At 59.5% G+C, this 25,114-nt stretch carries 23 protein-coding genes; 15 read left to right on the top strand and 8 right to left on the bottom strand.

What is annotated here, in order from left to right:
- Positions 1-14: 14 nt before the first annotated feature.
- The 3 genes from CU103_RS10400 to CU103_RS10390 form a co-directional block, all read right to left on the bottom strand.
- Positions 15-800: a transporter substrate-binding domain-containing protein gene (locus tag CU103_RS10400; RefSeq protein ID WP_106663813.1), complete on the bottom strand. Its 786-nt coding sequence runs from the start codon at positions 798-800 to the stop codon at positions 15-17.
- A gap of 32 nt (positions 801-832) precedes the next feature.
- Positions 833-1,558, bottom strand: coding sequence for a GntR family transcriptional regulator (locus CU103_RS10395; RefSeq protein ID WP_106663812.1), 726 nt, complete (start codon positions 1,556-1,558; stop codon positions 833-835).
- A 268-nt stretch (positions 1,559-1,826) separates the two neighbouring features.
- Complete coding sequence (locus CU103_RS10390) at positions 1,827-2,381, bottom strand: DedA family protein (protein WP_106663811.1); 555 nt, start codon at positions 2,379-2,381, stop codon at positions 1,827-1,829.
- Between the two features lie 508 nt (positions 2,382-2,889).
- Here CU103_RS10390 and CU103_RS10385 point away from each other — a divergent pair.
- From CU103_RS10385 to nuoG, 14 genes are all read left to right on the top strand, one after another.
- Entirely contained in the window at positions 2,890-3,390 is a 501-nt protein-coding gene (locus tag CU103_RS10385) for an NADH-quinone oxidoreductase subunit J (RefSeq protein WP_106663810.1), read from the top strand.
- Complete coding sequence (gene nuoK, locus CU103_RS10380; protein ID WP_106663809.1) at positions 3,390-3,692, top strand: NADH-quinone oxidoreductase subunit NuoK; 303 nt, start codon at positions 3,390-3,392, stop codon at positions 3,690-3,692. Before CU103_RS10385 ends, nuoK begins: the two co-directional genes overlap by 1 nt.
- 4 nt (positions 3,693-3,696) lie before the next feature.
- Positions 3,697-5,160: a monovalent cation/H+ antiporter subunit D family protein gene (locus CU103_RS10375; RefSeq protein WP_106663808.1), complete on the top strand. Its 1,464-nt coding sequence runs from the start codon at positions 3,697-3,699 to the stop codon at positions 5,158-5,160.
- Positions 5,157-5,411 carry a hypothetical protein gene (locus tag CU103_RS10370; protein ID WP_106663807.1) on the top strand — a complete coding sequence of 85 codons (255 nt, stop codon included), beginning with the start codon at positions 5,157-5,159 and terminating at the stop codon, positions 5,409-5,411. The genes CU103_RS10375 and CU103_RS10370 overlap by 4 nt, the downstream gene beginning before the upstream one ends.
- Positions 5,404-7,164, top strand: coding sequence for a Na(+)/H(+) antiporter subunit D (locus CU103_RS10365; RefSeq protein WP_106663806.1), 1,761 nt, complete (start codon positions 5,404-5,406; stop codon positions 7,162-7,164). The genes CU103_RS10370 and CU103_RS10365 overlap by 8 nt, the downstream gene beginning before the upstream one ends.
- Positions 7,165-7,172: 8 nt before the next feature.
- Positions 7,173-8,648 carry an NADH-quinone oxidoreductase subunit M gene (locus CU103_RS10360; RefSeq protein ID WP_106663805.1) on the top strand — a complete coding sequence of 492 codons (1,476 nt, stop codon included), beginning with the start codon at positions 7,173-7,175 and terminating at the stop codon, positions 8,646-8,648.
- The gene (locus CU103_RS10355) at positions 8,645-10,084 is read left to right on the top strand and encodes an NADH-quinone oxidoreductase subunit N (RefSeq protein WP_106663804.1); all 1,440 of its coding nucleotides are present in this window, start codon (positions 8,645-8,647) and stop codon (positions 10,082-10,084) included. Before CU103_RS10360 ends, CU103_RS10355 begins: the two co-directional genes overlap by 4 nt.
- A gap of 150 nt (positions 10,085-10,234) precedes the next feature.
- On the top strand, positions 10,235-10,600 hold the full coding sequence (locus tag CU103_RS10350; RefSeq protein ID WP_106663803.1) for an NADH-quinone oxidoreductase subunit A: 366 nt from the start codon (positions 10,235-10,237) through the stop codon (positions 10,598-10,600).
- Positions 10,588-11,091 (top strand): NuoB/complex I 20 kDa subunit family protein, encoded by a 504-nt coding sequence (locus CU103_RS10345; protein ID WP_106663802.1) that lies wholly within the window; start codon positions 10,588-10,590, stop codon positions 11,089-11,091. The genes CU103_RS10350 and CU103_RS10345 overlap by 13 nt, the downstream gene beginning before the upstream one ends.
- The gene (locus CU103_RS10340) at positions 11,088-11,618 is read left to right on the top strand and encodes an NADH-quinone oxidoreductase subunit C (protein ID WP_106663801.1); all 531 of its coding nucleotides are present in this window, start codon (positions 11,088-11,090) and stop codon (positions 11,616-11,618) included. Before CU103_RS10345 ends, CU103_RS10340 begins: the two co-directional genes overlap by 4 nt.
- A gap of 27 nt (positions 11,619-11,645) precedes the next feature.
- A complete protein-coding gene (nuoD, locus tag CU103_RS10335; protein ID WP_106663800.1) occupies positions 11,646-12,860 on the top strand; it encodes an NADH dehydrogenase (quinone) subunit D in 1,215 nt (404 codons plus the stop codon).
- 18 nt (positions 12,861-12,878) lie between these two features.
- Positions 12,879-13,391, top strand: a complete 513-nt coding sequence (locus CU103_RS10330) for an NADH-quinone oxidoreductase subunit NuoE (protein WP_106663799.1) — start codon at positions 12,879-12,881, stop codon at positions 13,389-13,391.
- Positions 13,392-13,395: 4 nt separating this feature from the next.
- Complete coding sequence (gene nuoF / locus CU103_RS10325) at positions 13,396-14,661, top strand: NADH-quinone oxidoreductase subunit NuoF (RefSeq protein ID WP_106663798.1); 1,266 nt, start codon at positions 13,396-13,398, stop codon at positions 14,659-14,661.
- Between the two features lie 21 nt (positions 14,662-14,682).
- Complete coding sequence (gene nuoG, locus CU103_RS10320) at positions 14,683-17,265, top strand: NADH-quinone oxidoreductase subunit NuoG (RefSeq protein WP_106663797.1); 2,583 nt, start codon at positions 14,683-14,685, stop codon at positions 17,263-17,265.
- Between the two features lie 62 nt (positions 17,266-17,327).
- Here nuoG and CU103_RS10315 read toward each other — a convergent pair whose 3' ends face one another.
- From CU103_RS10315 to nuoH, 3 genes are read right to left on the bottom strand one after another with little or no spacing between them, the layout of a single operon-like run.
- The gene (locus CU103_RS10315) at positions 17,328-17,768 is read right to left on the bottom strand and encodes a CBS domain-containing protein (RefSeq protein WP_106663796.1); all 441 of its coding nucleotides are present in this window, start codon (positions 17,766-17,768) and stop codon (positions 17,328-17,330) included.
- A gap of 45 nt (positions 17,769-17,813) precedes the next feature.
- Positions 17,814-18,380 carry an NADH-quinone oxidoreductase subunit I gene (locus tag CU103_RS10310; RefSeq protein WP_106663795.1) on the bottom strand — a complete coding sequence of 189 codons (567 nt, stop codon included), beginning with the start codon at positions 18,378-18,380 and terminating at the stop codon, positions 17,814-17,816.
- A gap of 30 nt (positions 18,381-18,410) precedes the next feature.
- The gene (gene nuoH / locus CU103_RS10305; protein ID WP_106663794.1) at positions 18,411-19,397 is read right to left on the bottom strand and encodes an NADH-quinone oxidoreductase subunit NuoH; all 987 of its coding nucleotides are present in this window, start codon (positions 19,395-19,397) and stop codon (positions 18,411-18,413) included.
- A 296-nt stretch (positions 19,398-19,693) separates the two neighbouring features.
- On the opposite strand from nuoH, the gene CU103_RS10300 reads away from it, so the two are divergent.
- Entirely contained in the window at positions 19,694-20,641 is a 948-nt protein-coding gene (locus CU103_RS10300) for a homocysteine S-methyltransferase family protein (RefSeq protein ID WP_106663946.1), read from the top strand.
- Positions 20,642-20,765: 124 nt separating this feature from the next.
- Here CU103_RS10300 and CU103_RS10295 read toward each other — a convergent pair whose 3' ends face one another.
- A complete protein-coding gene (locus CU103_RS10295; RefSeq protein WP_106663793.1) occupies positions 20,766-23,909 on the bottom strand; it encodes an efflux RND transporter permease subunit in 3,144 nt (1,047 codons plus the stop codon).
- Positions 23,906-25,024 carry an efflux RND transporter periplasmic adaptor subunit gene (locus tag CU103_RS10290; RefSeq protein WP_342588895.1) on the bottom strand — a complete coding sequence of 373 codons (1,119 nt, stop codon included), beginning with the start codon at positions 25,022-25,024 and terminating at the stop codon, positions 23,906-23,908. The genes CU103_RS10295 and CU103_RS10290 overlap by 4 nt, the downstream gene beginning before the upstream one ends.
- Positions 25,025-25,114 lie beyond the last annotated feature (90 nt).

Here is a 25,114-nt window from a genome sequence, read left to right as displayed (position 1 = left end):
AAATGGCGCCTTCGTCAAAGGTCAGCTGGAAGATCGGTGCCGAGCCACTTTTGCGAGACGGTGTTGAGCTTCCCGTCAGACTTGGCGGCGGCGATGATGGCGTTCAGTTTTTCAAGCAGTGCCGTTTCGTTCTTGTTGAGGCCAATATAGCAAGGCGAGTTCTTGATAAGAAATTTCAGCTCCGGGCGTTTGGGAGGATTCTTGGCAAGGATTGCAGCTGCGACGACGTTACCAGTCGCAACCGCTTCGACCTGACCGGAAAGGAATGCCGAGATGGTGCCGTTGTTATCCTCGTAGCGTTTGATCACGGTGTCAGCCGGTGCGATCTTGGTAAGTTCGAGGTCTTCCACGGCGCCGCGGGTGACACCGACCATCTTGCCCGCAAGATCGTCAGCCTTTGCAGCAGAAAGCCCGGCAGGGGCAAAAACGCCGTTGAAGAAGGGCGCATAGGCTGTTGAGAAATCAATGACCTTTTCACGATCCGGGTTTTTACCGAGGCTGGAAATAACCAGATCAACCTTGTTGGTCTGCAGATAGGGAATGCGGTTTGCGCTGGTGACCGGCACGAGTTCTGCCTTCACGCCGAGCTGTTCGGCGATCAGATTGGCCATGTCGATGTCATAACCCATGGGCGCCATGTCCGTGCCCACGCTTCCGAATGGCGGAAAATCCTGTGGCACGGCGACGCGGATTGTGCCGCGCGACGTGATGTCGGCCAAGGCGTCCGCGTAGGAGAGGGAAGTGAATCCGAGGGTTGCGGCAAAGGTCGCCAAGGCGATGAAGATGTTACGTGCAAGCATTCTATTTGTTCTCCTTTGAGGTGGTGGGTTTGTCAATTGTGTCCGCCCGAAACCGTGGCCGGACGTTTTTTGGGAGCAAGCGAGAGCGAGTTTCGCAGTTCGGCCAGGGGATCGGAACGTTTCGTCAGGTCCAAACCGGTCTCGACCTCATCGAGATGCTGGATGGACAGCCTCGCAGCCTTGGAAAAGTCACGCTTCTCCATGGCCTCAACGATCCGGCAATGCCCAAAATGGGATTGCATGGCATGGAAATCCGACTGATAGAGCATGGAGATGAGAATTGTCCGCGCCGTGAGATCGCGGAGAATTTCGATGAGAACAGGGTTTCCCGCCAACTCGGCAATGCGAATATGAAAATCGCCCATCAGGCAGGTCAACCGTTGGCGGTCACCGGCAGCCATCGCGGCTTTCTCCTCCGCCAGATGGCCGTGAAGGGCGGTAATGCCCTTGTCGGTGAGCGTGCGCATGCTGCGCAAAAGCCCGGCTTCTATGATGCGGCGAGCCTCATACACGGCCATCGCTTCTTCCGCAGAAGGTTCCACGACGAACCAGCCGCGCCGCGGGCTGACCTGCACTATGCACCTGGTCTCAAGGCGCATCATCGCTTCCCTGACGCGCGTGCGAGACACCTCGAATAAAGTGGCAAGTTGGTTTTCGCTCAGGCGGGTACCAGGCTTGATGCGCGCGGAGAGAATCCCCGAGACGATGGCCGTTTCGATTGCGTCCTGCGATGTGATCTGAACATGTGCATCTTGCATACAAGACAGGTAAGCAAGTCTCGTGCCAGATGTATGATCCAATCTTTTCAACGGGTTATTGCTTAACTCCCGTCAGTTCTGACCATTTTTATGCAGGCGGGGTCAATGTTTAGGCAGCAAGCGGGCACGTCGCCGTGGAAGGCTGGTCTTGTCCTCAGGGCATCCTCGAGGTGGCCAGGCAGGTTCAGCGCACGCTTGCCCGTTTCATGCCGGCGCCGTACACCAGTGCAATCTCGCGCGCCCCTTAAGCAAAAAGGGCTTGCTGCGGTTAATGCCCGACTGCTTTGACCAGGTCGCCAAGAAAGTAGGGTCCAAAACTCCAGAGCGCGGCCCAGAGCGCGGCGCCGAGCACGTTTGCCAAAAGGAAACTGCGCCAAGGCATCCCCACCGACCCCGCTACCAGGCCGTTCAACTGGCGCAGGACGACGACGAAACGTGCACCAGCGACGAGGATTGGCCCGCGGCGCCGAAACAGTTGTTCCAATTTTGCCTGCCGTTCGGCAGTGAGTTTGCCGAGCCAGCCATATCGCACAAGCAACGGCCGGCCACCGAAGCGCCCAATGGCATAGCCGGTGCTGTCACCAAGGACAGCGGCAATCCAGACCACCAGAAACAGGCTGGTGACGGCCAAGTCACCTCGAATGGCGAGAAGCGACGTCGCAATCACCGCACTTTCGCCAGGCAGCGGCGCGCCTAACGACTCTAAGTAGATTACGACAAAGACCGCATATAGCCCATACCGGCGGATAAAGGGTTCGATGAACAAGGCGCCGTCGTGCAGGAAATCCACGGGCAGTCCTTCAGTTTGGACGTCATTTGCCATCGCATCGTAACCTTTCAGACTCAGGACGAAAAGGCGCTGATTGGGGCTGGATCTGCGTCAGTTGATCGGGATGAGCAATAGTCACCGAGCCGATCGAAAATCGAAAGCCTGATCATAGCTGTGCGGGCAATGAATTTGTGCATTCGGATCGCACACAAGGAGTTGAAGACAAGGATGCCGAGACCTTACCTGGACAGACCCGCGAGCCCTCGAAGCGGGGCAAAGTGAAACGACCTTCCGAGGCGTCGAAACTCGCCTGCTGCACGAGTCGCAGCCGACAATATCGGCGCGCTCAAAACCCTCCTGGCCAACGAACGGATCGCAAGGGCGCGGTCCGCAAGCTGCCCTCGCCACATCGGCAGTGGCATGGTTTAACGCCCACAATGACAATAATCTTGTGAAAAATCCGATACTAGGGCACACTTTGTGAACGCATCTGAAGTGCGGCGCTGTCTCAACTACGCCCGTCTTGCGCCGAGTGACAGTTCGCGTTGGAGGCTCGGCGTCGATGGATCAGGGGTTCTTTCTTCTGTTCGCTACGGTGTCCGTGATTACCGCCCTGACGGTGGTCCTGGCGCGGAATCCGGTTCACAGCGCATTGGCGCTGATGGCGTGCTTCCTGCAGATCTCGGCAATCTTCGTCTTGCTCGGCGCGCCGTTGCTCGCGGTCATTCAGGTCTTCGTCTATGTCGGCGCGATCATGGTCCTGTTCCTCTTCGTGATCATGATGATCGATGTTCGCGAAGCCGTGTTGCAGCGGTTCATGCCGGGCGGCAATCTGCCAGCCCTCGTCTTGGTCGTCCTGCTTGGGGTTGAGATGCTCGTGCTGGTGCTCTCCAGCGCCCGCTTTTCGGTCACAGAACCCATCGCAAGGCCAAGCGGCGATGAAATCAGGCAGCTTAGCACGACACTTTTCGCCGACTACCTCCTGCCGTTTGAAACCGCCTCCGTCATCCTGCTGGCGGCTCTGGTAGGCGCCATCATGCTGGCGCGGAAGGAGCCGGGGTGATGGTTCCGCTGTCCTGGTATATTGTGCTCGCAGTGGTCCTGTTCGTGATCGGAGCCGCGGGCGTGTTGCTCAGGCGCAATATTCTGGTCGTGCTGATGTCGCTGGAGTTGCTGCTCAACTCGGTCAATATCAATTTCATCGCTTTCGGGCGGACCTACGACGACTTTCGCGGACAGATCTTCGCGATCTTCGTCATAGCAATCACGGCGGCGGAGGTTGCCGTCGCCCTTGGCATCCTGGTCGCCCTTGTGAGGAACAAATCCACGCTCAAGGTCGACGATGTGACCATGATGAAAGGATAGCGGCTTGGACCCGGTGGTATCGATCCGGCCGCTGCTTGCCGTCGCCGTCGCAGGTCTGGCGGCCCTGGCAGTTCTACTTCTGAACAGGCACGAGAAACTCCGCGATGTCGTCTCGCCCTTGGCCGCAACCGCCATGTTCGCCATTGTCGTCTCGATGGCGCCAACCGTGCTTGCAGGCGGGACGGTCGAATTGCACCTGTTTGAGATTCTGCCCGGTATCGACTTCGCGTTCCGGGTCGATGCCCTTGGCATGGTGTTTGCCACCGTTTCGTCGCTGCTGTGGATCGTGGCTGCGATCTATTCCATCGGCTACATGCGGCATTTGAAAGAACATGCACAGACCCGGTTCTTCGCGTGTTTCGCCACCAGCCTCGCGGCGGCCGTCGGGGGCGCCTTCGCCGCCAATCTGTTCACGCTGGTCATCTTCTACGAGGTGCTCAGCCTCGTAACCTATCCGCTTGTCTACCATCACGAGGACAAGGAGGGATGGACGGGCAGCCGCAAATACCTCGTCTATTTGATGGGCGCGTCGAAGAGCGTGCTACTCGCCGCGCTGGCGCTGACCTACCACCTTGCAGGGTCACTCGACTTTGTAGCGGGGGGACTGCTGGCCGGGGTCAATGCCTCGGCGTCACTGCTGACGGTCGTGTATTTCTGCTATCTCTTTGGCTTCGCCAAGGCCGCCGTGATGCCGATGCACGCCTGGCTGCCTGCCGCGATGGTGGCGCCGACGCCCGTCAGCGCGCTCTTGCATGCCGTTGCAGTGGTCAAGATGGGCGTGTTTTGCGTGCTGCGGGTGGTGTTTCACATCTTCGGCGCGGGTCTCGTGGAGGGGCTGGGCCTCGGGATTACCACGGCCTATCTGGTCTCATTCACGATCCTGATGGCGTCCATCTATGCCCTGACGCGGGACGATCTGAAGGCGAGACTCGCCTATTCGACGGTCAGCCAGCTCTCCTACATCGTGCTGGGCGCGGTTCTTCTGTCTCCAGTCGCGATGGTTGGCGGGATCATCCACATTGCAGCGCATGCATTTTCCAAGATCACGCTGTTTTTCTGCGCCGGGTCGATCTATTGCGCGTCTGGCAAGCGCAACATCAGCGACATGGCCGGTATTGGCCGCAGACTGCCCTGGACGATGGGGGCGTTTTTTGTCGGATCGCTCAGCATGATCGGGGTGCCGCCGACGGCGGGCTTTGTCAGCAAGTGGTATCTGGCGCTTGGCTCTGTGGAGGCGGGGGAAATTGCGTTCCTGATCGTGCTCCTGGCAAGCTCGGTGCTGAACGCTGCCTATTTCCTGCCGGTCAGCTACCTCGCTTTTTTCGGAACGGAAGCGCAGGAAAGCCCGGCAACAGTGCGCGAAATTCCGATGATGACGATCCCGCTCGTCGCAACCGCCGTCCTGTCGGTATTGATGGGCATCTTTCCCGAGTATTTCCTCGCCCTGGCCGAAGGAGTTGTCCGATGATCAAACACATTGTCGATTTCTTTGGTGACAGAAAATACGTCAACCAGCGCCACCGGCTGTTCTACCTGGTTCTCGTTCTGATCGTTGCCGCCGACTTTCTTGTCTCCCGCAACCACGCCCATTACCTGTGGGAGCGCCTGCCTGGCTGGTCCGCCTTCTACGGCTTCGGCTCCTGCGTGCTGCTGATTTTCGTTTCCAAATTCCTTGGCCATCAGGGTGGGCTGATGCGGCGCGAGGACTATTATGACTGATTTTGTCCATCCGACCCTGCTGTTCGTTCTCGGCGCCCTGCCGATCCCTTTCCTCAAAGGCCCGATCCGCAAAGCTTATCTGCTGCTGATTCCGGCATTGGCAATCCTTGCCGTGCTCACGATGCAGCCGGGCAACTACGGCACAGCACAGATCATCGGGCAGGAAATCCTTATCGCGAAGGTCGACAAGCTGAGTATCGTCTTTGCCACCGTATTCACGGTCATGGCGCAGATCGGGATCGTCTATGCCTTGCACCTGACGCGCCCGGGCCAGCATGTGGCGGCATTCATCTACGTCGGCAGTGCGCTCGGCGTGGTATTCGCCGGCGACTACCTCACTTTGTTCCTGTTTTGGGAAGGTATGGCATTTGCCTCTGCCTATCTGATCTTCGCGCAACGCGGCGAACAGGCGATCCGCGCTGGATTCCGCTATATCATGGTCCATATCACCGGCGGCGTTGTTCTGCTCGGTGGCATCATTCTTTACGGGGTCGCCACCGGTTCGGTGCTCTTCGGCCCGATCTTTGGGGAAAAGGGCGTGGCTGCCTACCTGATCCTTGCCGGGTTCACACTCAACGCCGCAGTGCCACCACTCAACGCCTGGCTGACAGACGCCTACCCGGAGGCAACCGTCACGGGAGCGGTGTTCATGAGCGCCTTCACCACCAAGACGGCCGTGTATGTTCTGGCACGGGCGTTTCCGGGGACCGAGCTTCTGGTCTGGCTGGGCACCGCGATGGCGCTGTACGGCGTCGTCTACGCGGTTCTGGAGAACGATTGCCGCCGGCTTCTGGCCTATCATATCGTCAGCCAGGTGGGTTACATGGTGGCCGGCGTCGGCATCGGCACCGAGATGGCGGTGAACGGCGCAGTCAGCCATGCCTTCGCTCATATCCTTTACAAGGCGCTGCTGTTTATGGGGGCAGGGGCGGTGATCCACGTCACCGGGCGGCGCAAGCTCACCGAGCTTGGCGGGCTCTACAAGACCATGCCCGTGACCGTTGTCCTTTACATGGTCGGCGCTTTTGCAATTTCGGCATTTCCATTCTTTTCAGGCTTCGTCACCAAATCGATGGTGGTGGCTGCCGCCGGACAGGACCAGCGTGCGCTGGTGGTGCTGGCACTCACCATGGCATCATCGGGGACGTTCCTGCACACGGGACTCAAGCTTCCGTATTACATGTTCTTTGGCACTGACCGAAGGCTGGAGGCGCGGGAGCCGCCCCGCAACATGCTGGTTGCGATGGGCATGGCCGCGGTGATGTGCATTGCGATCGGGGTGTTTCCCCAGCCGCTTTACGCATTGCTGCCCTATCGGGTCGATTTTGAACCCTACACCGGTGTTCATATCACCGAGAGCCTTGGTGTGCTGATGTTTACCGCCTTGGGGTTCGTGCTGTTCTTGAAAGCGCTCGACCCCGAGAACACGATCAGCATCGACACTGACTGGTTCTACCGCAAGGGCGCGCGGCGCTTCATGTGGTTCGCCGAAAAACCGCTGGCGCGCTACGAGAAGGCGGTGAGCGACGTGTCCGAGACCACGGCGCTCCCCTTCCTGCATGGGGCGGCACGTGTGGGGCTTTGGATCGATCTCACCGGCGTGGACGCCGTTGTGAACGGCGTCGCCCGCTCGGTCTTGCGCGGCGGCGGGATGCTGCGGCAGCTCCAGACCGGTGTCGTGACCCATTACGCGCTGGCGATGATTGTCGGTGTGATCGCAGCCATCGTCGTCTTCGCCGTGGCGTGGCGGTAGGAGGTGCGATGGGGTTCCCGCTGCTTAGCCTCATCATATTCACACCGGCCGCAGGGGCAGCGGTTTTGATGTTTTTGCGCAGCGACGAAGCGGCGCGGTGGACAGCGCTGGGTGTCACCATGCTCGATCTTGCTCTGTGCGTCGCGATGCTGGCCAGCTTTGACACTGATACCCACCAGATGCAGTTTACCGAGAGCCGCCCGTGGGTGCCAGCGCTCGGAATTACTTACGCGCTTGGCGTCGACGGGATCAGCGCGCTCTTCGTGTTTCTGACTGCCCTCTTGGGCTGGGTCTGCGTGCTTGCCTCCTGGGTCGCTATCGAACGCAGCGTAAAGGAGTTCATGGTCAGCCTGCTGGTCATGCAGGCGCTGATGCTGGGCGTGTTCTGCGCGCTCGACCTGTTCATGTTCTACGTCTTCTGGGAGGCGATGCTGATCCCCATGTACCTGATCATCGGTGTGTGGGGCGGCAATGGCCGGGTCTATGCCGCGATCAAGTTCTTCCTCTACACGCTGGCGGGCAGTCTGCTGTTCCTCATCGGTGTCATCGTGCTTTATTTGCAAGGCGGCAAGACCTTCGACATTCTCGCTCTGACTGCCCAGGATTTGCCGTTCCCAGTCCAGTCCTTTCTGTTCTTTGCCTTCCTGGTCGCCTTCGCCGTCAAGGTGCCGATGGTCCCGGTTCATACCTGGCTGCCGGACGCACATGTACAGGCGCCGACGGCGGGCAGCATCATCCTTGCCGGAGTGCTCCTGAAGATGGGTGCCTACGGATTCCTGCGGTTCTCACTGCCCATGCTGCCGGAGGCATCGGTGCACTATTCGACGCTGATGCTGGCGCTTTCGGCGCTTGCGATCGTCTATGGCGGGTTGCTTGCGCTGGCGCAGGACGACCTGAAGAAACTGGTGGCCTATTCCAGTATCAGCCACATGGGCTTTGTCACGCTTGGGATTTTTGCGTTGAATTTCCGCGGCCTCGAGGGCGCCATCCTGCAAATGTTCAACCATGGCGTAACGACGGGCGCGTTGTTCCTGTTCGTCGGTTTGATCTACGAGCGAACACACACGCGCAGCATAGCCGATTATGGCGGGCTGATGAAGGTAGCGCCGGTCTATACCGTGTTTCTTGCCCTGTTCACCCTGTCGTCGATGGCGCTGCCGGGAACCAACTCATTCGTAGGTGAGTTGCTGGTGCTGTCGGGCGGATTTGCGGCCAATCTGGCCGTCGGTGCGGCCGCCGTTTTCGGGGCATTGCTGGGCGCGGCCTATCTGCTGGGCATGTACAGGAACGTTGCGCTGGGTCCAGCCAGCGTCGGCGCCCGCTTCAAGATACGCGACGTGAATGGCCGCGAGATGACTGCGATCCTGCCTCTGGCCCTCTTCGTGCTTTGGGTCGGGCTCTATCCAAAGCCCTTTCTCAACATCATCGACGCCTCTGTGAAGCATTTGCTGGCTCAGGTGCACAGCAAGGGGAGCGGCCAATGACCGAAGCCGCGCTCTTTGAATCGATCCTGGCAAGCCTGCCCGAGATCGTCGTGGTCACTGGGGCATGCGTCCTGCTGATCCTGGGACAGTTTGTGCCAAAGGGGCAGGCATATTTCCTGGTCTGTGCTTCCATCGCGATCGTGTTGATTGCCGTCTTGGGGACACTCATGCTGGCAAACGAGGTGCGGCCAGCCTACGCGGGTATGTTCATTGTCGACCGCTTCGCAACCTTCTTCAAGCTCTTGTTTTACATAGCCACAGTGTTGACGTTTCTCCTCTCGCCAAAATATGCCGATATCGAAGGAATCCAGAGCAGCGAATACTACGTCCTTTTGCTCTTGGCGCTGTCGGGAATGATGATCATGGCCTCGGCGACCGATCTTCTGTCGATCTATGTCGGCCTCGAACTGATGGTGCTGTGCACCTATGTCCTGACTGGCTTTCTGCGCCAGCAGCGGCGGTCGAATGAAGCGGCGCTGAAATACGTGATCCTTGGCGCAGTCTCGACCGGAATCTTCCTTTACGGCGTTTCGCTGATCTACGGACTGACCGGTACCACGCAGCTGGACGCGGTGGCAGCGGCGGTGACCGGCGATCCACTCGATCCCGGATTGTTGTTGGCGGTGGTCTTCATCGTCGCGGGACTGGTCTTCAAGGTTGGCGCGGTGCCCTTCCATATGTGGTTGCCGGACGTTTATGAAGGCGCGCCGATGACGATTACCGCCTTCATGTCGGCGGGCCCCAAGGCAGCCGGGTTTGCGGTGATCCTGCGCGTGTTCCTCAACCCGCTGGTCGCATCCTCGCACGTATGGATTATCGTCGCGGTCATCGCGGTAGCAACGATGGCGCTCGGTAGTTTCGTGGCGCTGGTGCAGGATAATTTCAAGCGCCTCTTGGCTTATTCCAGCATCGCCCATGCCGGGTTCGCCTTGTTCGGGGTGGTGGCTGGCGGTGCCGATGGGATTGCCAGTGTTATGCTCTACCTGCTGATCTACGCTTTCATGACCCTTGGTATTTTCGCCACCGTCATCATGATGCGCAACGGCGATTTCTCGGGCGAAATTATCGAAGACTACACGGGTTTCGCCAAGTTGCATCCTGCCCTGGCGCTTTTGATGCTGCTCTATCTGTTCTCGCTGGCCGGTATTCCCCCGACAGCCGGGTTTTTCGCCAAGTTCTACGTGCTGGTCGCGCTCGTCGAGCGAGGTTTCGTCATGCTGGCGGTGATTGCAGTGCTGCTGAGTGCCGTTGCCGCCTACTTTTACATCCGCATCGTCATGGTGATCTACATGCGCGAGCCGGAGAGGGCGTTCGACCCGGCGCTGACGCCCTTGGTTCGCGCCACGCTCGCCTTGACTGCTGCCGCCACCATCGGCATCGGCCTATTTCCCGCGTGGTTTCTGAGGCTTGCTCAGCAGTCGGTGTTTGGCGGCTGATCATTGGATTTGCAATGAACCGCGCGGCGGAATAAACTGCCAGTTCAAGAAAGGTTGCCCAAGTGCTTCCCGGGCGATCGCATTACCGGTCCAAATTGGGACCGGTTGCGGCCCTGAGGAAAATGCTCGGAGTGACCGAGGCCATGCGATATGACTGCAATGGAATTCCTGCCGGTTCTTTTCATGGTCGCTGGAATTGTTCTGGTGGCGGGAGTGACGCTATTTGTCTCCTCGCTGTTGCGCCCGTCCAATCCCTATTTCGATAAGAACATGCCCTATGAGTGCGGCATGGACCCGGCTGGCGAAGCCGCCGGCGGCCGTTTCAAGGTGCAGTTCTTTATACTGGCGATCCTGTTGGTGGTCTTCGATGTCGAGACGATGTTCCTCTTTCCCTGGGCCGTCGTGCTGAAAGACATCGGGCTGGTCGGTTATGTCGAGATGTTTGTGTTCATGTTGCTGCTTATTGTGGGCTTTGCCTACGCCTGGCTGAAGGGAGCGCTGGAATGGGAGGCGTAAACGATACGATCCGCGACAGCGTGCTGTTCACCACGGCCGACAGCGTTATCAGCTGGAGCCGACGGTCGGCGCTGTGGCCTGAGACCTTCGGCATTGCCTGCTGTGCCATCGAGATGATCGCGGCCGGTTGCGCGCGCTATGATCTCGACCGGTTCGGCGTGGTCTTCCGCCCTTCGCCGCGCCAGTCCGATGTCATGATTATCGCCGGCACCGTGACGCGGAAATTCGCTCCCGTCGTACGCCGGCTTTATGACCAGATGCCAGAGCCGCGCTGGGTTATCGCGATGGGCACATGCGCGATCTCGGGCGGGGTCTACAACACCTATGCGGTGGTGCAGGGGGCGGAGACCTTCGTGCCGGTCGATGTGCATGTGCCCGGCTGCCCGCCGCGGCCGGAGGCGCTGATGCATGGCTTCCTTCTGCTTCAGGAGAAGATCAAGAAATCCCGGGCGCTGGCCGGGACGCCCCTGGACCGGATCGCAGTGCCATGAGCGTGCGCATGCCCTTCAACCTGATCACGGAGCGCTTCGGCGAGGCAATCGAGGATCTTGGATTGGCTCATGGCGTTCATGCCTTCACCGCTGCGCCCGAGTTGATCCTCGCGCTTTGCCGATTTTTGAAGGAACACCCGGCGCTGCAGTTCAATTTCCTATCGGACATCTGCGGGGTCGACCATTACCCTGACGTGCCGCGCTTCGAGGCAGTCTACCACCTCTATTCGCTGCCGAACAAATGGCGCGTTCGCATCAAGTGCCGCCTCGGCGATCCGCCGCAGATTCCATCTGTGATTGGGGTGTGGCGGACCGCCAACTGGCATGAGCGCGAAGCCTGGGACATGTACGGGATCAGGTTTGAGGGCCACCCAGACCTGCGCCGGATCTACATGTGGGAAGGCTTCGAGGGCTTCCCGCAGCGCAAGGACTTTCCGCTGCGGGGCTACAAGGACAAGCTCAACCCGTTTGGTGCCGAAGGCCCGCCGCCGTCACAGCCCGATCTCGCCACCAAGAACATTCCATAAAGGAGGCCGCTGCACCGGAAACGTAAGATGACCGAAGTCACGGAACTCACCAGGCCGGAAGGCGAAGCGCTCGACACCAAGGAGGTGCTTCTCAATCTGGGCCCGCAGCATCCCAGCACGCATGGCGTCCTGCGGCTTGTCCTTGAACTGGAGGGCGAATATGTTGCGCGCGTCGACCCGCACATCGGCTATCTCCACCGCGGCACAGAAAAGCTGGCCGAAAGCTTCACCTATACCCAGATTTTTCCGCTAACCGACCGGCTCGATTACCTCTGCCCGCCTTCCAACAACCTCGCCTTCGCGCTGGCGGTGGAGAAGCTCCTTGGCATCGAAGCGCCGATCCGCGCGCAATATATCCGCGTGCTGATGGCCGAACTGGCGCGGATCTCCGGTCATCTATTGATCACTGGCGCACTGCCACTCGACCTCGGCGCAATGACCGCGTTGCTTTACGCCATGCGCGAGCGCGAAATGATCATGGATCTGTTTGAGATGATCAGCGGTGCGCGGATGCACACCTCCTTTTGCCGCGTCGGCGGTGTGCGCGAGGATCTGCCCGACGGTTTTTTCGTAAAGATCCGGGAGTTCTGCGACATCTTCCCGAACCGGATCCGTGACTATGAACGGCTGGTCGAGAACAACCGGGTGTTTCTCAAGCGCACACAGGGGATCGGGGTTATCTCGGCGAAAGACGCAATTGATCTCGGGCTGAGCGGCCCGAACCTGCGCGCCTCGGGCGTCGACTGGGACATCCGCCGCGACGAACCCTATGAGATCTACGACCGGCTCGACTTCAATGTCATTACCCGCGAGGAGGGCGATTGCTACGCGCGCTGGCAATGCCGGGTGGAGGAGATGCGCGAGAGCGTGCGGATCATTGAACAATGCCTTGACCAGATGCCGGAAGGGCCGTTCCAGATCGATATGCCGACGATCGCTTTCCCTGTGGACAAGGACAAGGTGCATTGCTCGATGGAGGCGCTGATCCAGCACTTCGACCTGTCGGCCTATGGATTCAAAGTGCCGAAGGGTGAGGTCTATTCGGCAATTGAGGCGCCAAAGGGCGAGCTGGGGTTTTACATCATCAGCGACGGGTCGGAAAAACCGTTCCGCATGAAGGTGCGGGCACCGTCGTTCGTCAATCTTCAGGGACTGTTCGGGACAAGCAATGCGCACTACCTGGCGGATATGATCGCCGTGCTGGGCAGCCTCGACCCGGTGATGGCGGAGGTGGACAAGTAACAGGAGATTTTGCACGCGATGAACATGCGCGAAAAGATCGAAGCGGCGGCGGCGCGGTATCCCGACCAGCGTTCGGCGATCATGCCCGCGCTTTTGATCGCACAGAAGGAATATGGCCATCTGCCTGGCCCCGTGCTGGAAGAGGTCGCCGACATCCTCGATGTCGAACGGATCTGGGTCTATGAGCTGGCGACTTTCTATACGCTTTTCCATACCGAGCCAGTGGGGATGTTCCACCTGCAACTTTGCGACAATCTATCGTGCATGTTGCGTGGATCCGAAGACCTGCTTTCGCACCTGGAGGCAGTGCTGGGAATCAACAGGGGCGACACGACGCCGGACGGGCTTTTCACGCTTTCCACCGTTGAATGCCTCGGCGCGTGCGAGATGGCCCCGGTGATGCAGCTCGGTGACGACTATCACGGCGACCTTGACATCGCGCGGATCGACGCGCTGCTGGACGGGCTGCGCGCGGTGACGGCGCAAGCGACGGGCGCCGACTTCGCCGCGTCAGCGCCGCCGGGAGCCTAGCCCCATGTTCAAACCGGTGCTCTTGATGAATGTGGACGTGCCCGATGGCCACCTGCTTGCGACCTATTTGGCCGGCGGCGGCTACCAGGCACTGGCAAAGGCGCTTCACGAGCACACGCCCGACGAGATCATTGACCTGGTCAAGCAATCCAACCTTCGCGGTCGCGGCGGAGCCGGATTCCCGACCGGGATGAAATGGAGCTTCGTGCCAACACGCGCCGACAAGCCGAAATACCTGTGCTGCAACGCCGATGAGGGCGAGCCGGGCACTTTCAAGGACCGGATCATCATGGAGCGCGACCCGCACCAGCTCCTCGAAGGTCTGGCAATCAGTGGCTACGCGATCGGGGCCGAAACCGCCTATGTCTACATCCGCGGGGAATACGCCCTGGCGATCCGGCGGCTGGAGCAGGCAATCGCCGAGGCCCACGCCAAGGGTTATCTGGGACCGCGGATTCTGGGCTCGGATTTCAATTTCGTCGTTCACATCCATTGCGGCGCCGGTGCGTATATTTGCGGCGAGGAGACGGCAATGCTCGACTCGCTCGAAGGCAAGCGAGCGCAGCCACGCCTGAAACCGCCGTTTCCAGCGGTCGAAGGACTCTACGCAAGCCCGACCGTGATCAACAATGTCGAGACGTTGGCCTGCGTTCCGCATATCATAGCACGGGGCCCAGACTGGTTCCGCGGCATCGGCCCCGACAAAAGCCCTGGCCCGAAGCTCTATTGCATGAGCGGTCAGGTGCGCAAACCGGGACTTTACGAGCTGCCGATGGGGATACCGCTGCGCGAACTGGTGCAAGAGTGCGCCGGCGGTCCGCTGCCGGGGCGCAAGATCAAGGCAGTGATTCCCGGCGGGGTCTCGGCGCCGCTAATCCCGGCGTCTGGATTGGACGTTGCGATGGATTTCGACTCGCTCGCCGCTGCCGGTTCGATGCTCGGCTCGGCCGGCGTCATCGTGATCGACGACTCTGCCTGCATGGTCAAGGTTGCCACCCGGATTATCGAGTTCTTTCACCATGAGTCCTGCGGCAAGTGCACGCCGTGCCGCGAAGGACTAAATTGGGTTGTAAAAGTGCTGCGCCGCGTCGAGGCGGGACAGGGGGGGGCGGGCGATCTGGAGCAGTTGGAAGCGCTTTGCAAGGGCATTTTCGGCAATACGTTCTGCGCCCTGGGCGACGGCGCTGCCATGGGACTGCGAGCAGCCCTGACGCATTTCGAGCATGAATTTGTCGCCCATATCGAGGCGCGAAGGTGCCCGTTTCACTGAGGAGAAGGCCGCAGGACAGTCATGGTCAGCATCACGATAAATCAACAAACGCTGGAAGTGGAGCCCGGCTCAACGGTACTGCAGGCTGCCGAGCGTTTGGGCATTGACATCCCGACCTTCTGCTATCTGAAGCGGTTGCCGGCGCTGGCCTCATGCCGCATGTGTCTGGTGGAGGTCGAGGGGCAGCGCAGACTGCAGCCGTCCTGTGCCACCGCTGTCACAGACGGCATGGTCGTGCGGACGAATACGCCGCTGATCGACGAAACACGCTCTTCCATGCTCGACATGCTGCTCGCCAACCACCCTCTTGACTGCCCCATTTGCGACAAGGGCGGCGAGTGCGAGCTTCAGGATCTGGTGATGGCATACGGGCCGCGGGAAAGCCGGTTCCGCGATGCCAAACGTGTGTTCCACTCCAGGGACATCCGTCTCAGCCCGGTCATCATCATGAATGTCAACCGCTGCATCCAGTGCCAGCGGTGCGTGCGGATGTGCGAGGAGGTGGTCGGTGCAGTCGCCTTGGGCACGGTTGAAAAAGGCATGGATACCGCAGTGACGGGCTTTGAGGGCAGTCTTGCCAGTTGCGACCAGTGCGGCAATTGCGTCGAGGTCTGTCCGGTTGGCGCGCTGATGAGCTTTCCGTATCGCTACAAGGCGAGGCCCTGGGATCTGGCCGAGACCGACACGGTCTGCCCGCATTGCGGCACCGGCTGCCAGTTGACCGTCGGCACGCGCAAGGGCGAGTTCATGCGGGTTCGCTCGAAAGCAGATCACGGCGTTAACCGCGAAACGCTCTGCGTACGGGGGCGCTTCGGCCTCGATTTCGTCATGAGCCGGGAGCGGATCAAGCGCCCGATGGTCCGCCGCGATGACGCCCTCGTCCCGGTTTCCTGGGAGGAGGCGGGGGATTATCTGCAAGGGCGCCTGTCGGCGGTCGAGGGAAAGGCTGCGGGTGGGCTGGCATCGCCGCGCCTTCCCAACGAGGTGCTTTATCAATTTCAAAAAGTGATGCGGACGGTATTTCGCACCAACAACATAGACAGCGCGTCGCGCTGGTCCACGCCTTTCGATACGCTCGGGCCGTTGGTGGCGGCCTTCTACACGCGCGCGCCACTGGAGGAAGTGATCGGCAACGACTGCGTGCTTGTCGTTGGTGGCAACGTGACCGACGAAAACCCGGTCACCGAATACCTGCTGCGGGACGGCGCGCGGCGGCGCCGGACGGGGTTACTCATGCTCTCGGCCCGGCCATCGCGTCTGGACGCCGATGCCCGCGTGGTCGTTCGCGTTGCGCCAGGCGGTGAGGCCGCGAGCATTGCTGCGGTGGTGGCCGCGCTTGTGGCAGCGGCCGGTCAGGCCTTGCCGGCGAACATGCGCGCGGGCATTGACGGGCGAGCAACGCACCCCGACAGTGACGAACCAGGCCGTCTTGCCACCGCGCTGCTGGAAGGCGGGAGCGTCACCGTGCTTGTCAGCGCCGATCTTCTGAGGCCGCCGCTCGCACGCGCGACGTTACAACAGCTCCACAACCTTTTGCAGGTTCTGCGCGCACTCGGCAAGGGACTTGCGGTGCAGTTCCTCTTCGACCGTGCCAACCAGCTCGGTGCCTGGGATATGGGGGTTTTGCCGGCGGCGCTGCCGGGCCTTCGCGCCGTTGCCGATGACACGGCGCGTACGACACTCGAACGCGCCTGGGGCGCTCAGATCCCCTCTGAACCGGGCGCGGATTTCGATGCCATGCTGGAGCTTTGTGACACGGGCCAAATGGGCGCGCTCTATATTGCCGCAAGCGATCCCGTGATGTCTTACCCCGACCGGGAATTCGTGCAGCGTGCGCTTCGTGCCGCCGATCTCCTGATCGTGCAGGACGCTTTCCTCACCGATACTGCGGGCCTTGCTGATGTGGTGCTGCCCGCAGCAAGCTATGGCGAGGAGTCCGGTACTTTCACCAACAACGAAGGCCGTATCCAGAAGGTCTGCAAGTTCCGCGAACCAACTTTTGCGGCACGGGGCAATCTGGCGATTTTCGACTTTGTCGCGGGGCTTCGCAACCCAAGTTTAAGGTCATCGGTGCAAAGCGAGATATTCGACGAGATTGCCCGGCTGGTTCCTGCCTATGCGGGGCTAACGCTTACCGGGCTTGGTAGCGAGGGAGCATTCACCAGGGCGTCCCTGGTGCCGCCAGGTGGGGCATTCTTCACCCCTCCGCCTGCCAGCTCCACTGCAACGGACCGCCTCATGCTGATGACCGGCAACTGCCTGTTCCACAACGGATATCTTTCCGAGCACTCGGAAATCCTCAATACGGTCGCCGATGACCCCTATGTCGAGATGGGCGCGTGGGATGCCGTGCAGCTCGGTCTCCAGGAGGGTGATCAGGTGGTCGTGCGATCGGCCCAGGGTGAGCTTACCGCCCAGCTTAAGGTCAACAAGCACTTTCCCAAGGGCCTTGTGTTCGTTCCCGAAAATTACCGGGCCCTGCGTCTCAACGCACTGATGCGGCGGGGCGAATACCCATGTCCGGTGGACGTTCAAAAGGCGCAGGCGGTCTTCGAGATCGCCGCCGTCGCTGCAGCAGGGACGGGACCTGAAAATCTGAGATAAGGCATGACGGGGATCCCGCGGCCACCAGCCTGGATCTGCGCCTGCACCTCGATCTGGTCACATCAGTGATGGGCGGTCCCGGCAATGTATTCATGCAGCGCCTGCTCGTTGCGAAGCGCTTCGTCGAGCCGGTGCTTGACCACGTCGCCGATGCTCACCACGCCGACAGCCTCGTCGCCATCCATGACCAAGACATGACGCGTGCGCCGCTCGGTCATCACCGCCATTACAAAGGGCAGGAAATCCTGTGCCGAACAGGTCGCCACACTGCGGTTCATGACGTCGGCGACCCGCATTAAGGGTGCCTCGGTTCCGAATTCAGCCATCGCATAGCAGCAGTCGCGCTCCGACAGCGTGCCCAGGCATTCCCCGGGCGAACGGCTGACGACCACGAAGCCGATGTTGTTGTCCCGAAACAGCTGCAAGGCTTCTATCATCGGCTGATCCGGTGTGACCGAGATGAGCTCGGGCGACTTGGTCTTCAAGATTTGGCAGACATGCATCTGAGCCTCCTGTCTGCGCGCGCCGGCTTGACGGCAAGCGCGCGTTCACGTTTGCCGGATATTGCGCCACCAGTTGTACCCGTGCGGCTCGCTCGTCTCGACGAGAACGTCCTGTTCGGTGTTCAGTCGCGCAGCAACCACGCCGCCGCCGGTCGCCGCTTTGCCCGGCTTGCCGAGCAGGTTGTCACGCCCGATCACCAGGTCACGCGAGGAAAAACTAGAGAATTCGTATTGCTGGCCAAGTGCGATCGCGTCCGCCGGGCAGGCGTCCTCGCACAGCCCGCAAAAGAGGCACCGCGCCATGTCGATTTCGAATTTTGCCGGGCGACGATTACCCTTGTCGTCCTGGTAGGGGATGACTTCGATGCAGTCGCAGGGACAGATCCGCGCGCAAAGTTCGCAGGCCACGCATTTGATCTCGCCCTCTTGGTCGCGTTTGAGGAAATGATGCCCGCGGTAACGTGCGTAGGGCAACCATTTTTCCTTGTCCGGATACTGCATGGTCACGGATCTGGAGAACATGTAGCCGAACGTTAAAGCCAAGGCGCTCGCCAGATCGGCGAAGAACGCCCATCCAATCCATGCACCTATTCGTTCCTGTGCGCGCGACATCGCCGCCTCGCTAGGAGCCGCTGCGGCCCCCTAAAACAAAACAATACCGGTTATTATTATGTTCGCCATCGACAAAGGAAGCAAGACTTTCCATCCGATCGCCATCAGTTGGTCGTAGCGGTAGCGGGGGAAAGTGAAGCGGAACCATATGAATAAATAGATGAAGAATGCGACCTTGAGCACAAACCACAGGAGTGGTGGCAAGGGCACCAGTACGCCGTTCCAACCGCCGAAGAATAAAATCACCACCAACACTGATACCAGCAGCACGATGGCGTATTCGCTGACCATGAAGAACGCAAAGCGGATACCGCTGTATTCGGTATGAAACCCGGCGCCAAGATCGCCTTCCGCTTCCGCCAGGTCGAAGGGGATGCGCTGCGCTTCGGCCAATCCGGCGACGAAAAACACGAAGAAGCCGACCGGTTGGTAGACGATGTTCCAGACATCGGCCTGCGCCCGCACGATATCGAGCAGACTCATGGATTGCGCTAGCATGACCACGCCGATGACCGCGAACCCCATTGGGATCTCGTAGCTGATCATCTGCGCACAGGTCCTGAGGCTGCCAAGGACAGCGTATTTGCTGTTTGCGGCCCAGCCGCCAAAGATGACGCCGTAGACCTCAAGCCCGATCACGGCGAAAACGAAAAGAAGTGCCACATTCATGTTGGAAACGTAGAGCGTGATCTCGGCGCCGAGGACCGAGACAGTTTCGCCGAAGGGGATGGCGACGAACACCACAAAGGGAGGGGCGAGCGCCAGGATTGGCGCCAGTTTAAACAGGAAACGGTCGGCCTCAGCCGGGATATGGTCTTCTTTGGATAAGAGTTTGATTCCGTCCGCCACCGGCTGCAGCAGCCCGTGCCATCCCACGCGCATCGGCCCCATCCGCTGCTGGATGTGCCCGGCGATCTTGCGCTCCAGCCAGGTGAGCGGCAAGGGCAGCAGCAACAGGATCGCGATGAGCAACGCGACCTTGAAGACGATCAGGCCAAGAGCGACGATAAGTTCCATGATCCGCGGCTACTTACTCAACGGGGTGAAACGCGCGACCGGACTTTAGCTCCGGTTACTGACCGAGCACTTTTCGCATCTATCAGTGTGCACGGTACAACGGTGAGGCACCGCGCGCAATGCCATCACAGTGTCGCCTGCCTTTATTCAATGATCGACACTGACCTTGGTTCAGGAATGTCTTCGACACGATCATCCTGCCCCATGACAGAGTGGGGTATCCACAGGCGAATTTCGCGTATGTTTCTGCTATAGTTCGTGATGCTTTGCCCTTCAAGATTGAGAGGAATGGCATGATGACCGGATCCAGACATCGTCTGCCGCAACTCGGTGATCGTATTTTTTTGACCGATGGCGGCATTGAGACAACATTGATCTTTCATGAGGGACTTGAACTGCCGTATTTCGCCGCCTTCCATCTCCTCAAAGATGAAAAAGGCACCGAGGCCCTGCGCAATTACTATGCTCGTCACGCAGCCATCGCCCGGGACAACGGCACCGGGTTTATCCTGGAAAGCGCGACCTGGCGAGCCAATGCCGACTGGGGCAACAAGCTCGGCTACACGCCGGCGGAACTTGACGAGGCCAACCGCAAAGCTGTCGCGCTCCTGCACGACCTAAAGGTGACATTCGAGACAGACCGCTCGCCGATGGTGATCAGCGGATGCGTAGGTCCGCGCGGCGATGGCTACGATGCGGGCACGATCATGGGCGTGGGGGAAGCCGAGGCCTATCACGCTCGGCAGATCAGCGTCTTTGCGCAAGCCGAAGTCGATCTGGTGACGGCCATCACCATGACCAACACCAATGAGGCAATTGGCGTCACGCGCGCCGCGCAGGCTTTGGGGCTTCCCGTGGTCATCTCGTTCACTGTCGAGACAGACGGGCGCCTGCCGTCGGGTGAAGGCCTGGGGCAAGCGATCGAAACGGTCGACCGCGCAACCGAAGGCGGTCCGGCCTATTTCATGATCAACTGCGCCCACCCGACTCATTTCGAGCGTGAACTCACCCCGGGAAAAGCATGGGTCGACCGAATCGGCGGATTGCGCGCAAACGCGTCAAAACGCAGTCACGCAGAACTCGACGAGGCCACGGAACTTGACGACGGTGATCCGATCGAACTTGGAGCCCAGTATCGTGACCTGCGACGCCGTTTCGGGCACATCAACGTGCTTGGCGGCTGCTGCGGCACGGATCACCGTCATATCGAGCAGATTTGTTTAAGGTGTCTGGAGGTGGTTTGATCACGAACCCCTCGATCGAATTTGCCGAGGTCATTTTGCGTGGGGAAAGCAGCGATGGACGGATTGGGATTGAGGAATTTCTCGCCGCTGTTTGCGCATTTGTCGATACCAAAGTCAACTGCCGCTAACCGGAAACGTCCGCCTTGACCGGAAGCTTGCGCGAAGTACGCCACTCTTCAAAGCGCTGCATGATTGTAAAGAATGACGGTACGAAAAGTACGGCAAGACAGGTCGAGGCGATCATTCCGCTGAAGACGGTAATGCCGATCGACCGACGGGCACTCGCCCCGGCACCGGAGGCAACGACCAGCGGCGCGACGCCGAGGATGAAAGCGAAGGAGGTCATCAGGATCGGCCGGAAACGCGACCGCGCTGCTTCCATCGCCGAGTCAGCAATCGACTTGCCCGATGCTCTGAGCTCACGCGCCATTTCGACAATCAAAATGGCGTTCTTTGCCGACAGCGCAATGAGCAGGATCAGTCCAATCTGCACATAAAGGTTGATCGGCACATGCGCGCCCAGAAGGATCGATACCGGGCCGACCAGCGACAATGGCGCGGCTAACAACACCGACACTGGCGCAATCCAGCTCTCATATTGTCCGGCAAGAACGAGATAGACAAGAAGCAGCGCAAGAGCGAAGACCAGATACATCTGGTTGCCGACGATCTTCTCCTGGAAGGACAGCGCCGTCCAATCGAAGCCCAGGCCAGGAGGCAAGGTCTTGGCAGCGATTTCCTCCATCAAGGCCATTGCCTCGCCCGATGAGAAGTTGGCCGCTGGTATGCCGGTGATCGAGGCGGATGGATAGAGATTATAGAGGCTGATCAGCGACGGGCCGACGCTTGGTGTTATGGTCAGAACAGTCCCAAGAGCGATCATGTCGCCGTTCTTGTTGCGCACCGTCAGACTGTTGATGCTCTCCGGGGTAAGGCGAAACTGAGCGTCGCCCTGGACGTAGATCTGGAAGACGCGGCCGAATTTGTTGAACTGATCGACGTAGCTTGAGCCGAGATAGCTTGCCAGCGTGTCAAAGACCTGATCCGTCGTCAGCAACAGTGTTTCCACCTTCTCGCGGTTAATCTCGACATCGTACTGGGGCACGGTTGCCCGGAAGGGCGCGCTCACACGTTGGATTCCGGATTGTGTTTCCGCAGCCTTTACGACGGCGTTTGTTGCGCTCTGCAGTTTGGCAAGATCAAAGCTTCCATCACGCAATTCAACCTGCATCGTGAAGCCGCCGGCATTTCCAATGCCCTGGATCGGCGGAGGTGGCAGCACGATCGTACGGGCTTCACCACTTGACGCAAGACTGGCGTTGAGCTTCGCGTACAGTGAAGCGAGATCTTCGCCCTTGCCGCGTTCGCTCCAATCCTTGAGCATGATATAGACCAGGCCGGCATTGGCGAGGCTGGAGTTGTTGTCGAGAGCGGACAGGCCCGCAATGGTGATAACCTGGTCGACCCCCGGTGTAGCCTTGGCGATCTTTCCAATGTCTTCCAGCGCTTTCTCTGTCCGCCCCAACGCTGCGCCATCGGGCAATTGCACGGCCGCGAGCAGGTAACCTTGATCCTCGATGGGCAAGAAACTTGTCGGTGCACGCGATAGGCCGTAAGCGGAGGCGCCGATGATCGCCAGCGCGAGAAGAGCCATGATGCCGCTGCGCCTGACCATCCAACCAATAAGGCGAACATAGCCATTCTCCATGCGCCGATAGACGGCGTTGAAGCCGCGATAGAAGAAATTTCGTCGCTCCATCGGCACTGTTGGCCGCAGCCACATGGCGCACTGTGTCGGCTTCAAGGTAACGGCGTTGATCGCACTGATCAGGGCCGTCGCCGCGATCACCAGTGCGAATTGCGCGAAGATCTGCCCTGTAATCCCAGGCAAGAACGAGGCCGGCAGGAATACCGCCATTAAGACCAGTGTGATGCCGACGATCGGCCCGAACAGCAAGTTCATGGCACTTATGGCAGCGTCGTGACCGGACATTCCGTGCTCGATATTATGCGCAGCACCCTCAACCACGACAATGGCATCATCGACGACGATGCCGATCGCGAGCACGATGGCGAACAGCGTCGAGAGATTGACCGAAAAACCCATGGCCGCCATTGCAGCAAAGGCACCGATGATTGTCACAGGCACCGTCGTTGCCGGCACAAGCATCGCCCTCCAATCTTGCAGGAAGACAAGGATGACAATCAACACAAGGATCGCCGCCTCGAACAGCGTCTTGTAAACCTCCTCGATCGCCTGGCTGACAAACGTGGTGGTGTCGAACGGGATTGAATAGGCAACGCCCTGGGGAAATTCGCTGGCAAGCGCCTTCATCCTGGTGCTCACGCGCGCGGCCACGTCGAGCGCATTGGCACCCGGCGACAGGAAAATGGCAAGGCCCGCCGCCTCTTGCCCGTCCAGTTTAAAGGACTGGCTATAGGTTTGGGCGCCAAGCTCGACACGCCCTATATCGCGCACCCGCGTATAGTCATCATTAGCGCCGGTCTTGACGATCACAGCACCGAATTGGTCCGGATCATCCAGCCGGCTTTCGACATTGATCGTGTATTGGAACGACTGATCATCAGGCGCCGGCGGAATGCCGACCTGACCAGCAGTGACCTGTTCGCTTTGCTGTTGCAGCGCCTGAACAACATCCTGTGCCGTCAGGCCGCGCGCCTGCATCTTTTCGGCATCCAGCCAAATGCGCATGGAATATTGCCCAGCTCCGAAGACGCTGACATTGCCCACGCCCTGTAAGCGGGCGATTTCATCCTTGAGCCGGATCGTTGCGTAATTGCTCAGGTAAAGGCTGTCATAGCGCTTGTCCGGCGATGTCAGGGTCACGATCTCGAGGATCGAAGTCGATTTCTTCTGGACGTTTACACCCTGGACTTGCACAGATTGCGGCAACGATGCCAGGGCGGTCGAGACACGGTTCTGGACCAGCACTTGCGCCGCATCGAGATCGGTACCGATCGCAAAGGTGACAGTAAGCGTGTAACTGCCATCGGATGCAGCAAAGGACTGCATGTAAAGCATGTTTTCGACGCCGTTGACCTGTTGCTCAATTGGCAGTGCAACGGTATCGATCAGGGTGCGTGCGCTGGCGCCGGGATAGCGGGTCGTCACCTGCACAGTTGGTGGCACGACGTTTGGATATTGCGCAACCGGAAGCTGGTAGAGCGACACAAAGCCGATGACAACCATCAGGATTGCGATGACGTTGGCCAGAACCGGCCGCTCGATGAAGAATTTCGAGATCATTGCAAAGCGCTGTCAGCGGCAATGGCGCTGACATCCTTCAGCTGTGGCTCGATCTTCTGGCCGGGTACTGCTGAAAGCAAACCCGAAATGACGATGCGGTCGGCAGCTGTTATGCCTGACGTTATGACGCGCAGCTCGCCAACCAGCTGGCCAATCTGGACGGTGCGTTGCTCGACCACATTGTCGTTGCGCGCGACAAGCACATAGCGTCCGCTTTGATCGCTGCCGATGGCACGATCCGGAACGAGCATCATGTTCGGTTCCTCGAACAGGGGCACGCGCACGCGAACGAAATAGCCGGGCAGCAATTGCCGTTCCGCATTGTCGAGAACAGCACGGGCCGGGAGCATGCCAGTTGCTGCTGTGATCGTTGGCGCCGCGTAGTCGAGCGTTCCTTTGTGAGGGTACCCGGTTTCTGTCTGCAGGCCAATTTCCACCGGTATCTTCTTCAGGTCCTGGGCAGTTATTCCGCGCTTTTGCATGGTGGCGCGAATACGAAGCACATCCTTTTCGCTGACATTGAAATTTACATAGATCGGATTGAACTGGACGATGCTTGCGAGCGCTGACGTGTTGTTGGGGCCAACCAGTTCGCCAACTGAGACCTGCCTTGCCGTGACGATACCATCAAATGGAGCCTTCACTTGCGTATAGCTCAGATTGAGTTGGGCCTGCTTGATGTTGGCGTCTGCCTGCTGTTGCACAGCGACATTGGCATCGCGCGCCGCTTCTGCCTTTTCGAGATCCTGCTTGGTGGCAAAAGTCTTGGCGACAAGGGCAGCCTGGCGTTCATATTCCGCCTCGGATTGCTTCACGGCAGCATCGGCAGAGGCCTTTGCGGAGTTTGCCTGGTCGAGCGCCAGCTGGTAGGGCTGGGGCTCGATGACGAACAGCACGGTACCCGCTTTGACCGCATCGCCATCCTGGTAATCTATTTCCTGGATGAAACCCTGCACGCGCGCCACAAGTGCGGTCTCGTTAACCGATGCCGTTGTGCCGGTCGCTTCCAGATATGGCGTCACATTCTGTTTCAAAGGGAGCGCAACGTCGACTTTGGGTGGCGGCGGCGCCACATAGGTGTTTTGCTCATTGCAGGCAGCAAGTGAAAATGCCAATACCAAACAACAAACTATTACCCCGGTTGTTTGAAACACAGGCCCTACAAAGTCTGACGCCCCACGTTCATTGGAGCGATCGTCGCTGGA

Source organism: Phyllobacterium sophorae (genome assembly GCF_003010965.1).
In the GTDB taxonomy this organism is placed as follows: Bacteria; Pseudomonadota; Alphaproteobacteria; order Rhizobiales; family Rhizobiaceae; genus Phyllobacterium; species Phyllobacterium sophorae.
Note: the sequence above shows the minus strand (reverse complement) of the source record. Positions and strands in the feature narration are given on the sequence as shown.